Source organism: Nostoc sp. LEGE 06077, from assembly GCF_015207705.1.
Classification (GTDB): domain Bacteria; phylum Cyanobacteriota; class Cyanobacteriia; order Cyanobacteriales; family Nostocaceae; genus Nostoc_B.
In genome coordinates, this window is record NZ_JADEWI010000031.1 from 1 (window position 1) to 11,017 (window position 11,017).

The window sequence follows — 11,017 nt, forward strand, 5'->3', positions numbered from 1 at the left end:
CCAATTCCGATTTATTGCTTGGATTTAATCACCTAATTTTTACAATGAACCAATTTAAACCTTTTTTCTCTTCTGGATAATTTCATTTATTTACTACTTGCTTATTTCGGAAAGTGACAGAAGAGGGCTATTCCCCACCCACACAAGTAATTTCAATAATCAAGTCGGATTCCTATATTGTGTGTTAGGTAGAGTATTACCGCAGTTTGCACAGGGTATGGCAGAACCAATCAAAATTCTTTTACAAACCACAATTCCCACCACTGAAAACGACTGGAGCATTTTTAGATTCTCAATGCTACAGGAATATTTAGCATCGATTCAAGATGATCAGGGGAATGCTGTCTTTACAGTTGTAGCACGCGATCGCACATCAGATGCAGAAGGTAATGATCCCATTTTAGGTAGCCTTGACCAATCTGATTTTGATGAACTTTGGTTATTTGCTTTAGATGTTGGTGACGGTTTAACAGCCAAAGATATTGTCGGAATTAACGCTTTTCGCCGACGTGGTGGCGGGATTTTAACCACACGCGATCATCAAGATATGGGTTGTTCTATGTGCGATTTAATTGATATTGGCGATATTCATTATTTCAATAGCAAAAATCCCGACCCTGATCAATCTCGTTGGTGTCGAGATGACCCGTATACAACTTATATTTCATGGCCCAATTATCATTCAGGGGCGAATGGTGACTATCAAAAAATCACTGTTCTTGAACCAATTCACGAACTATTAAAAAACCCCAATTCACCTTCAGGTGTAATTGAATTTTTCCCCGCCCATCCCCACGAAGGAGGTATTGGTATACCTCCTAGCCATTCTCAGGCGCAGGTAATTGCTTTAGGAAAAAGCTTAGTTACAGGTCGTAATTTTAATTTAATTGTCGCAATTGACCATTACCAAGATACCCAAGGTAATAATTTAGGACGTACTGTCGCTAACTCTAGTTTTCATCATTTTGTTGATTACAACTGGGATATTACCAAAGGCTGTCCTAGTTTTGTTGATGAACCGCCTGGAGATGGGATGAAAAATGAGCCACAGGCTGTAGAAGATATTAAAACCTATGTTCGGAATCTGGCTTTGTGGCTGGCAAAAAAAGGCTGAAGTCTGAAGTCTGAAGTCTGAAGTCTGAAGTCTGAAGTCTGAAGTCTGAAGTCTGAAGTCTGAAATGATGAAACTTTTACAGTCAGGCTTTTAGCAATTCATAATGGGTTAGCGTATTGTCAAGATGAAGTATGAAGATGAAAGTATGAAATTTCACACTTCATACTTCACCCTAGCCTGCGGCAAGCCGCTACGCGTCTACATACTTCTAATTACGCTTCATCTAAAGCCGCAATACCGGGCAGAACTTTGCCTTCGAGTAATTCTAAGCTTGCGCCGCCACCGGTAGAGATATGACTCATTTGATCAGCCAAACCTACTTTTTCCACAGCCGCAACGGAGTCACCACCACCGATAATAGTAGTTGTACCTGTTTTGCTAATGTCTGCGAGAGTATGTGCGATCGCTTCTGTACCGACAGCAAATTTATCAAACTCAAACACGCCCATCGGCCCATTCCAAATTACGGTCTTACAGTCAGCCAAAGCTTCTTGGAAGACTTTTACAGAGTCAGGGCCAATATCCAAACCCATACTATCGCCAGGGATATTCTCAATGCTGACAGTGGTTGCATTTGCATCGGGGGCAAACTTATCTGCTGCGACTACATCTGTAGGTAACAAGAAAGTAACGCCTTTTTCCTTAGCTTTTGCTTCCAAAGATTTCGCTAGTTCTAGCTTGTCTTCTTCTACCAAAGATTTACCAACATTTAAACCACGGGCTTTGTAGAAGGTGAAAATCATCCCACCACCAATAATCAGCTTGTCGCACTTCTCTAAGAGAGTTTCAATTACGCCAATTTTGCTAGATACTTTGGAACCACCAACAATTGCGGCTAAAGGACGTTGGGGATTTTCAATTGCATTTTGGAGGTATTGCAATTCCTTTTCCACCAAATATCCAGCCACAGAAGGACTCAGGAATTGAGTCACCCCTTCAGTAGAAGCATGGGCGCGGTGTGCAGTACCGAAAGCATCATTTACATAAAAGTCAGCATTAGCCGCTAGTTTTTTTGCAAATTCTGGATCGTTTTTCTCTTCTTCTTTGTAAAAACGCACATTTTCTAGTAACAGCACTTGCCCGTTTTGCAAAGCGCCAACTTTCGCAGCGACCTCATCGCCGATAGAGTCATCAGTTTTAACAACCTCTTGACCCAACAACTCAGACAAGCGCTTGGCAACTGGTGTTAAACGCAGTTTCTCATCCACGCCCTTGGGACGACCAAAGTGGCTTACTAGAATTACCTTAGCACCCTTCTTTGTTAAATCTTGGATGGTTGGCAGCGCAGCGCGGATACGAGTATCATCGGTAATGTTGCCTTGATCATCAACAGGCACATTAAAGTCAACCCGCACTAAGGCACGTTTACCAGAAATATCAGCCGCCGATAAACTTGCTAAACTTTTTTTGGACACAGCCAAACCCTCCTGATTGCCTTTTTGTTATCGTTTTGAAAGTATATCCATCAAGATTTTACCGGAGTCTGGGGTGCGGAGGTGAGATATGTTTAAGACAGTGTTATTTCCAATCGATCAAAGTCGGGAAGCACGGGAAGCTGCTGATGTAGTCGCCAATATCGTGCAGAAGTACGGAAGCCGCTTGGTATTGCTATCTGTGGTGGAGGAACCCTCCGCAGAAGCAACCAGTGCTGATCCGATGGTGTCACCACAGGTAGTTGCCAAACTACTAGAAAATGCTCAAGCCTTATTCTTACAGGAGGGTATTCAGTCTGAAGTTTTAGAACGTCAAGGTAAACCAGCATTTACTATTTGTGATGTTGCTGATGAAATTGGCGCAGATCTAATTATTATGGGCTGTCGAGGGCTTGGCTTAACAGATGAGGGTGCAACTGAAAGCGTGACGACACGGGTGATTAATCTTTCTCCTTGCCCAGTTTTGATAGTGCCTTAATTATTTTGCTAGGTGCATACTGGCAAAACAAATTGCTGGTTTAAATCAATACGTCGCCAAAAAAAGAATAGATGATAAAGGGCTGATGTAGTGAAGTTATTTTCTGACACAATAACTTAAAAGCTAGTTTCAGCCCATTTTTGTCTGCGATTTATAGCAGGTGACAGGTTACAGGTTAAAGAGTTGAAAGTTTTTGAGTGATACCTGATTTTTACGTTGTTGGCATTCCCCCATCTTAGGTTATTGAGAATGGTACAAAATATCAAACAAGCAGCAAGAAACTATAGCAATCCTATTTGATTTACAAATTTACTCGTCAAGAAAGGGAACGGGGAACAGGGAACAGGAAAAAGATTCGTTTGTATCTTATTTAGGACTGCTATATCAGCCTATACTTCAGAAGTGGAGTTATTTCTTGACTAAAAAATATGCTGTAGCATACTCAGGTAATTGCCTAATATGTTGGTTAAATTCTTGCCGATTTTGAAAAATTCCGGCTAAAAAATCGAGTTGATACAGATTTGGTAAAAATGCTCCACCTGTATCTGCAATTACTCCCATTCTGAGATTTTTTCGTCCGCCTTGGGTATTCTCTATTACTACTATTTTACCTACCCCAATATTCAAAACATCTCCAGCAAAGGTCACTCCTGGTTTAATCGAAATTTTGGCATCTATTTTGTGACCATAACCTTTAATGGCATCTACCTTTTTAAAATACCAATAACGTTTTTGGGCGGTGCCTTTTAAACCCCGGATATAAGACATCCCATTATTTCGATCTACATTGAAAAATGCTTGAGAGCCATCAGTGAAGTTAATCAAAATAGTACCCTGTAAAAGTGCTTCTTCTAACCCATCGCGGGTCAGATAAGCTAAGGGTTGAACTTTGCCAAATTCTTTACCTCCAGGTTCATAAATGCCTGATAAAACATCTTGCTTAGTATATTTAGTATAGAATTTATCTGTAGCTGCATTATCTTTTAAACTATAAATTGGTGTATTAAATTTAGCTGTTTTAGTGCGAGAACCTGGATGTTTAAAAACCGCGTATTTGGTGATGCGTAGCTGTTTTTGACTAGTGTTTTGCTTGTTGTAAGCATTCCATTTAATAACCCGAAAATTCTTATTAATAAAGTTTGGATCTTGCAGACGGGTTGGACGATTATTCGCAATGTCTTCTTTTAAGACAACAATCATAAAGTCTAAAGTTTTCAGAACGTCTTCTACACTGACTCCTTGAGTTCCTAACAAACCTTTACGTTGGATATCTGGATCGTCAGCAGTGTGATCTTGGAAGTATTGACGGGTATTAACCAGGGTACTTAATAAATCTGGCTGATTGAAATTAACTTTACTCGCTGGTAATTTAGTTGGAGATAAAATCTGATTACCATTAATACTAAATTTATAATTCTTCCACTCATCGATAACTGGATATCCTACAGATACTGATGCTGCATATCTATCCAGCGGATTTATGCTGAAAGTTTGCATTGCAGCCAAGGAAACTTGTGGTTGAGATAAAGCAAAATTATCCTGAATGTTCTCTGCTTGAGCTAGTTCTGTGTTTTTTGCCGGAGAGGATAAATAGCTATGGACGAGGGTAGTAGTTAATAAGGCGGCGATACCCAAAGAGAGGCTGAGTTTTTGACGGAAAAAGTTACTCATAGGTGGGAAAAAATTTCTATTAATCAATAATAATTACACTTGCTTAATATCCGGGTGATATTAATTTGACAATCCAGAAACCATGATTACAATAGTGGCATTATAACTGGTGCAAATTTCATCCATACCTGATCAAGCAGCATAACTCTGTTAGCTTTGGCAAGTTCATCTTGGTGTAATTAGCGTAGCAAAAATCAGTACTTCCCATATTCAGTAAATTATAGATACTCAGTAAGAGCATAGCCATGAAACTCTTGTGCTAAATCGTTCGGAGAATTCATGAAGAATTTTCGAGATTTATGCAGAAGAAAATAACTCATATTACCGTTTTTCTGTCAATACGTAACATTTATACAAATGGCAGCAAATGATACTGTCAAAAATCTTACATGACTGTTTAATCATCAATAATCTAAAAAAATCTAAAAAATGTTAAGTATATCCATTAATCAACCCTTACCTAGTGTGCCGCGGTTGGTAACAACTTTACCAGGAACTCGCGCTAAAGCAATTGTAGAACGCGATCGCGCTGTAACTTCCCCATCTTATACCCGTGACTATCCTTTAGTAGTGGCTCGCGGGCAAGGTTGTATGGTGGAAGACGTGGATGGCAATGTATTTTTAGATATGACTGCTGGTATCGCTGTTACTGCTACCGGACACGCCCACCCGGAAGTTGTCAAAGCTATTCAAGAACAGTCGGCTTGTTTGCTGCATATGTCAGGGACGGATTTTTATTATGAATCGATGGTGGAATTGGCGGAGAAGTTAGCGTTTCGCGCCCCGTTCCCCGAAGGTGCAAAGGTATTTTTTACTAACTCTGGGGCGGAGTCTAACGAAGGAGCAATTAAACTAGCTCGATATTACACCAAGCGATCGCTCATCGTGGCTTTTTTGGGTGCATTCCACGGACGCACTTACGGCGCAATGTCTTTGACGGGTTCTAAAACAGTGCAACGGGCTAACTTTGGGGCGTTAGTTCCTGGTGTAACGCACATTCCTTACGGTACTCATGCAAGTTTAGATTATTTAGAAACACAACTATTTAATACCATGCTACCGCCCCAGGAAGTTGCAGCGATTTTTGTCGAGCCAATTCAAGGGGAAGGCGGTTATATTGTCCCGGAAGATGGATTTTTGCAAAGAATTCGAGATATCTGCGATCGCTACGGCATATTAATGGTAGTAGATGAAGTGCAATCAGGAATGGGGCGTACAGGTCGCCTATTTGCCGTTGAACATTGGGGAGTGATGCCTGATATTATCACCACAGCTAAAGGTATCGCCAGTGGTTTACCTCTCGGTGCAATTCTCGCCCGCCCAGAATTAATGACATGGCCGCCTGGTTCCCACGCCACCACCTTTGGCGGAAATCCTGTGGCTTGTGCGGCGGGTTTGGCAACTCTACGACTTTTAGAAAGTGGCTTAATTACCAACGCCACCCAAATGGGGGAATTATTACAAGCTGGCTTAACCCAGTTGCACCAAAAATTTCCCCAAATGTCTTTACCCAGAGGCAAAGGTTTAATGGTAGCGGTAGATTTAATTGATGCAGTCGGTAATTATGATAGTAAACTACGCGATCGCATCATCCAAGAAGCCTTTTTACGTGGTTTATTATTACTTGGTTGTGGTAAAGCCGCCATTCGTTTTTGTCCACCCTTAATTATTGACAGCCACCAAATCCAAACCGCCCTCGATATTCTCTCAGATATTCTCAAAAGTGTTGAGTCTTCAGTGCTGAGTGCTGAGTGCTGAGTTAAAAATTCTACTTCTTCCCCTGCTTCACTCACTCTGTCCCCTGTCACCTATTCCCTATTCCCTGTTTCCTTCTTCTATATATGAACCCCGAACTCGCATCTTACCTCTGGGAAGGACTTTGGCAAGAATACAAAGCCAGAGTCAACTATGCTCAAATCTATCAAAATATGATCATCTCTGCGGGGGGAACCGTCGCCAATGATCATATTGCTTTTCGGTCTTTGCGTTTAGTAGTCGATAGTCCCCAAGGCGAAATTAACTTAGGTATCAACCACTTAGCACAAATAGCCGAAGCCTTGGGTTACGAACCAGCGGGTGAATATACATTTGCCGCAACCCATCTTTATGCGCGTCACTATCGCCATCCCCAACAAGCAGAATTCGATTTACCTAAACTGTTTATTAGTGAATTAATTGTTGATGAATTACCAGAAAATATTGCCCAACTCATTTATCAAACAGTATCCGCAATTCCCAACGAAAGTATCTCTGCCTTGACACTTGTTTTACCAGATGGAAATAATCTTGCCAGCACTACCCAACAATTAAAGCAAACTTTCACTCGACCTTGGCAAATTCCTCGACGTTCCGTTGTGGAGGAAGTGAATAAAATCACCCAATATGGCGCTTGGGTATTGTTGCATGGTTACGCTGTCAACCACTTTACAGGTTATATTAACCGCCAAAATACTACTGCATATCCAGATATAGATACCACTGCTGAAGCTTTGGCTAACTTGGGCGTACCAATGAAAGCCGAAATCGAAGGGGATGTGACTTGTGGTTTGCGCCAAACCGCAACCCAAGCAGTGACAGAAATGGTGAGTGTGGTAGATGACAGTAGTCATGCAGAAATCCAGATTCCTTGGACTTACGCTTATTATGAACTTGCCCAGCGTTACCTCATAGAAACTGAACCGGGAAAGCCACAACTATTTGATGCTTTTTTAGGTAAAAATGCTCAACAATTATTTGAAATGACCAGAAAAATAGCCTAAACAACCCCACAAAGATTTTCTCTGAAGACGGGGTGTAAGGACTTTGAGTACCTCAACTCTTCTCTAAAACCTCAAGTTCCCATAAGTCCTAATTCTTTAACCTGTCCCCTGTCTCCTGTAACCTGATTATTTAGGAAACATAAGCTCCTGATGGACATTCATGGTAAACGTAAGATTTAATCGAAGTATTTTGAGTAGTTAGGATTTTTTGCAAGAAACAGATGAACAAAATTATACTAAGCTTACTTTCGACCCCTGTATTGATTAGTTCGATTTTGTCGATGACAGCGATGTTTAATCAAGCACAAGCAGCAGAACCAGAGGTAAAAGCTACAGAAGACCGTTTATCTTGTATCCGCAACAAGCATAAGGTTGGCTTAGTGTGTGCAAGAGTTTCTGTGTTAGCACAAATTCCTAGAGAACAGGCTGAGGTAGAGTTCTCTAATGATAATGTGCCGATGCTGGAGTTTAGTGACCAAGAAAGCGATATGGCAATTACTTTGTTTGGTTGTGACTGTGCAGCCTGCATCAATTCGTTGCGTCAGATGAGTGGTGCTAAACCTTTGGTTTATTAAACTTGCATAGGCGATCGCTTTAATTTTAGCTGTTGTAGACAAAAATTTTTAGGGACACGATCGCTTGTTGTGTCCCTATTGCATTCTGTACTCACTAGTAACAGCCAGCCCAAGTTACCCATTTATGAGATAAACCTATATGCAGTACTTTGCCAGTCATCTCATATTCCGTAACAATTGCTTTGGTGAAATCAGCACCTCTAATTTCTGCTTCATTAATGTTACTAGCAATCAAATTTGCTTTCCGAAGATTAGCACCACTGAAATCTGCACCACTCATTTCCGCTTCACTGAGGTTTGCACCTAGCAGGTTTGCTAGTAACAAATTAGCACCCCGCAAATCTGCACGGCTGAGATTAGTTCCTTCAAGGTTAGACCTAATCAAGTCTGCACCTATTAAGTTGACTTCACTTAAGTTTGCACCACTCAGATTGCTACCACTGATATCTGCATCAGTCAGATTTGCTCGACTAAAGTTACATCCACTTAAGTTAGCGTGACTTAAATCGGTTCCACTTAAGTCAGCTTCAACAAAGTTTGCTCCCCTCAAGTCAGCACCACCAAGATTAACTTGATGCAGATTTGCACCCACAAAATCTCGCTCTCCTGCTGCATATAAATTCAGGAGTTTGTTAGCATCCATATTTTCACCTCAACACGTCTATAGGTACGCAAGTCTGTGCATTAACACTACCCAAACCACACTAAAGACTATTTTTTGAGTTGCTATAGCAATTGGGAATTTTCAGAAAAGCTCGTTCTTTTATTGTCCTATGCTTTACTCGATTTGTAACTGTTACTTCATGGAAATATACTTATAGCATTTTTCTGGAGTCCTCGTTAGCTAAAAAAACTCGTCTTGTTTCTCCTGACGGACTTTTTTCTTTTCCAAATACACTATTTTGATAATTTATTGACTTTTTCATTCTCTAACATTTAAATGCCTCTATTATTTGTGTAGGTAGGGATAGAGAAGAGGAAAAGAAGTAACAGAGGTGTACTGAGTTTTTTTCTCCAAATTAAATCATATTTGATTTCTAGATAAAAATGATGGGTTTTCGAGGTGGTACATAATCTTTTATAAGTTAACTAACTACTCGAAGAGAGATTGATGTGAGTAAAAGCGATTAATCAGCCAGCTTTTACATCATGACATTAGGGGAAAACTCGCAGAGATTATTAATTTATAATCTTCTGGCTCAGTATGATCACTTGCAGGGAAAATAAACCTAAAAATTTGATTGAGTAAATTAGTAAATACTAGGAAAATTTTAAGTTTTCGATAAGATACTTGTAGCAAAGAATCATGATATTCACATAGATATTTACCATTCTTGGTGTTTGAAAAATAACAACAATGATCTTTCTGTGAATAAATTGCCATTTAATCTTGCTATGGTTATATTTGTTTTAATTAAGCCGCTGCATCTACCTGAATTCTTAGCGCATTTACCTAAACACTGATAATAGTATTAACCATTGTTTTCTACCTCAGAATAAGTAGATATACAACAGAAAATACCATCAGAGTGATTGTCATTTTCAAATTACTCTCATTCAGAACTATCAAATAAATATTTTGTAGAGATTGGAACTACATCAATAATGGTGTGTCTATCTGCTTGAGAAGGTCATTAGTTACTTGTAGTGTTCTACTTGCCTTGAGGGAAGTCGAAAGGAGCAGAAGTATTTGTCCTTTGCAAATACAAATGAATAATGAATATGGACGAAATTTAAAGGTAGTTATGTAATTTAGATATGGTTTAGCTTAGTTAAAAGCTGGATGGAACATAAAACTGCTGGGAATTTCCGAATAAATATTGGAATTAATGAAACTCAAGCAAAATTTAATTAAAACAATAAATATGAATTTCATGTGTTGATTAAAAAAACATCTGGATATAAATAATAGTTGAAGGAAAAGCATAATATTCGACTTGTATATTTGGTTTTGAGCAAAGGGTATTTTAAATAATCATGATTAATTATTTTCAATAATAAACATCATCATTTTGACTACTCATAATTTGTTCTTTTGAAGAATAAACATATTTATTAACATAGCTATGAAGTTCATAAAAGACTGGAAGCAAAGTTATATCCTCTTGCTTCTGTTGCTTCCTGGAATTTTTTCTGTTGGCATTTCAGCGGTAATCGCTGATGAAACTACTAATACAGCAGTGTTGGGAGGCGACAATATTCAGCCTGTTACTTCTAATACTGTGTTCTTTACTAGAGGTGCAACTGCTTTAGAAATTATCAAAACTGCCGATCGCATCGCCGTGGAACCAGGAGATACAGTTGTTTATCGGCTTGCTATCCGCAACACTGGTACTTCTCCAGCTAGTAATATCACCCTTACAGATACTCTTCCCCTTGGATTGAATTTCGAGACGCGATCGCTGCAAGTATCTTTAACCAGCAATAACACCACTACACCTATAACTGTATCGAGTAGCCGAGATAACCGCACAGTAACCATCAACTACGCTGGTACTATCCCTGCACAGGGAACGATGAATGTTGTCTATGCAGTCACCGTCACACCCGATGCTGTTCGCGGAACAGGGAAAAACTTAGCAGTCGCCGCCGCAGGTAATATCCGCAGTAACACAGCCAGCCATTTACTTAAAATTCGTCCCGGTATTATCTCCGATTGTGCAACTTTGATTGGACGAGTCTTCGTTGATAAAAACTTTGATGGCGAACAACAACCAGGAGAACCAGGAATACCCAACGCCGTAATTTACATGGATGACGGGAACCGCATTCTTACCGATGCTAATGGGATATTCTCTCTAGCCAATGTGATTGCTGGGAATCGGACTGGAACTTTAGATTTAACCAGCCTACCCGGATATAGCCTTGCTCCTAACCTCTACAACATTGAGAGAAATAGCCAATCGCGCCTCGTCCGACTCGCACCCAGAAGCATGGGAAGGATGAATTTTGGAGTTACTCCAGCGTCAGGAGAGGGACGTAATTAA

General features: G+C 40.0%; 9 protein-coding genes. 6 read left to right on the top strand and 3 right to left on the bottom strand.

Going from position 1 to position 11,017, the window contains the following annotated elements:
* Nucleotides 1-217 precede the first annotated feature (217 nt).
* Nucleotides 218-1,114 carry a hypothetical protein gene (locus IQ244_RS18895; RefSeq protein ID WP_193896867.1) on the top strand — a complete coding sequence of 299 codons (897 nt, stop codon included), beginning with the start codon at nt 218-220 and terminating at the stop codon, nt 1,112-1,114.
* A 212-nt stretch (nt 1,115-1,326) separates the two neighbouring features.
* On the opposite strand, the gene IQ244_RS18900 is transcribed toward IQ244_RS18895, so the two are convergent.
* Complete coding sequence (locus IQ244_RS18900) at nt 1,327-2,529, bottom strand: phosphoglycerate kinase (RefSeq protein WP_193896869.1); 1,203 nt, start codon at nt 2,527-2,529, stop codon at nt 1,327-1,329.
* A gap of 88 nt (nt 2,530-2,617) precedes the next feature.
* Here IQ244_RS18900 and IQ244_RS18905 point away from each other — a divergent pair, with 88 nt between their 5' ends.
* Complete coding sequence (locus IQ244_RS18905; RefSeq protein ID WP_193896871.1) at nt 2,618-3,025, top strand: universal stress protein; 408 nt, start codon at nt 2,618-2,620, stop codon at nt 3,023-3,025.
* Between the two features lie 408 nt (nt 3,026-3,433).
* On the opposite strand, the gene IQ244_RS18910 is transcribed toward IQ244_RS18905, so the two are convergent.
* Nucleotides 3,434-4,696 (bottom strand): hypothetical protein, encoded by a 1,263-nt coding sequence (locus IQ244_RS18910; RefSeq protein ID WP_193896873.1) that lies wholly within the window; start codon nt 4,694-4,696, stop codon nt 3,434-3,436.
* Between the two features lie 429 nt (nt 4,697-5,125).
* Here IQ244_RS18910 and IQ244_RS18915 point away from each other — a divergent pair, with 429 nt between their 5' ends.
* The 3 genes from IQ244_RS18915 to IQ244_RS18925 all read left to right on the top strand — a co-directional run bounded on the left by IQ244_RS18915 (nt 5,126) and on the right by IQ244_RS18925 (nt 8,030).
* Nucleotides 5,126-6,454 (top strand): acetyl ornithine aminotransferase family protein, encoded by a 1,329-nt coding sequence (locus IQ244_RS18915; protein WP_193896875.1) that lies wholly within the window; start codon nt 5,126-5,128, stop codon nt 6,452-6,454.
* Nucleotides 6,455-6,537: 83 nt separating this feature from the next.
* Complete coding sequence (locus tag IQ244_RS18920) at nt 6,538-7,455, top strand: DUF1338 domain-containing protein (RefSeq protein ID WP_193896877.1); 918 nt, start codon at nt 6,538-6,540, stop codon at nt 7,453-7,455.
* A 221-nt stretch (nt 7,456-7,676) separates the two neighbouring features.
* Complete coding sequence (locus IQ244_RS18925) at nt 7,677-8,030, top strand: hypothetical protein (RefSeq protein WP_193896879.1); 354 nt, start codon at nt 7,677-7,679, stop codon at nt 8,028-8,030.
* Nucleotides 8,031-8,124: 94 nt separating this feature from the next.
* Here IQ244_RS18925 and IQ244_RS18930 read toward each other — a convergent pair whose 3' ends face one another.
* Nucleotides 8,125-8,673 (bottom strand): pentapeptide repeat-containing protein, encoded by a 549-nt coding sequence (locus tag IQ244_RS18930; RefSeq protein ID WP_193896881.1) that lies wholly within the window; start codon nt 8,671-8,673, stop codon nt 8,125-8,127.
* Nucleotides 8,674-10,096: 1,423 nt separating this feature from the next.
* On the opposite strand from IQ244_RS18930, the gene IQ244_RS18935 reads away from it, so the two are divergent.
* Nucleotides 10,097-11,017: a DUF11 domain-containing protein gene (locus IQ244_RS18935; protein ID WP_193896883.1), complete on the top strand. Its 921-nt coding sequence runs from the start codon at nt 10,097-10,099 to the stop codon at nt 11,015-11,017.

What these genes read in the sequence shown, in the direction of transcription:
- IQ244_RS18895 (WP_193896867.1), top strand. Translation starts at nt 218, where the DNA reads ATGGCAGAACCAATCAAAATTCTTTTACAAACCACAATTCCCACCACT.
- IQ244_RS18905 (WP_193896871.1), top strand. Translation starts at nt 2,618, where the DNA reads ATGTTTAAGACAGTGTTATTTCCAATCGATCAAAGTCGGGAAGCACGG.
- IQ244_RS18910 (WP_193896873.1), bottom strand. Translation starts at nt 4,696, where the DNA reads ATGAGTAACTTTTTCCGTCAAAAACTCAGCCTCTCTTTGGGTATCGCC.
- IQ244_RS18915 (WP_193896875.1), top strand. Translation starts at nt 5,126, where the DNA reads ATGTTAAGTATATCCATTAATCAACCCTTACCTAGTGTGCCGCGGTTG.
- IQ244_RS18920 (WP_193896877.1), top strand. Translation starts at nt 6,538, where the DNA reads ATGAACCCCGAACTCGCATCTTACCTCTGGGAAGGACTTTGGCAAGAA.
- IQ244_RS18925 (WP_193896879.1), top strand. Translation starts at nt 7,677, where the DNA reads ATGAACAAAATTATACTAAGCTTACTTTCGACCCCTGTATTGATTAGT.
- IQ244_RS18930 (WP_193896881.1), bottom strand. Translation starts at nt 8,673, where the DNA reads ATGGATGCTAACAAACTCCTGAATTTATATGCAGCAGGAGAGCGAGAT.
- IQ244_RS18935 (WP_193896883.1), top strand. Translation starts at nt 10,097, where the DNA reads ATGAAGTTCATAAAAGACTGGAAGCAAAGTTATATCCTCTTGCTTCTG.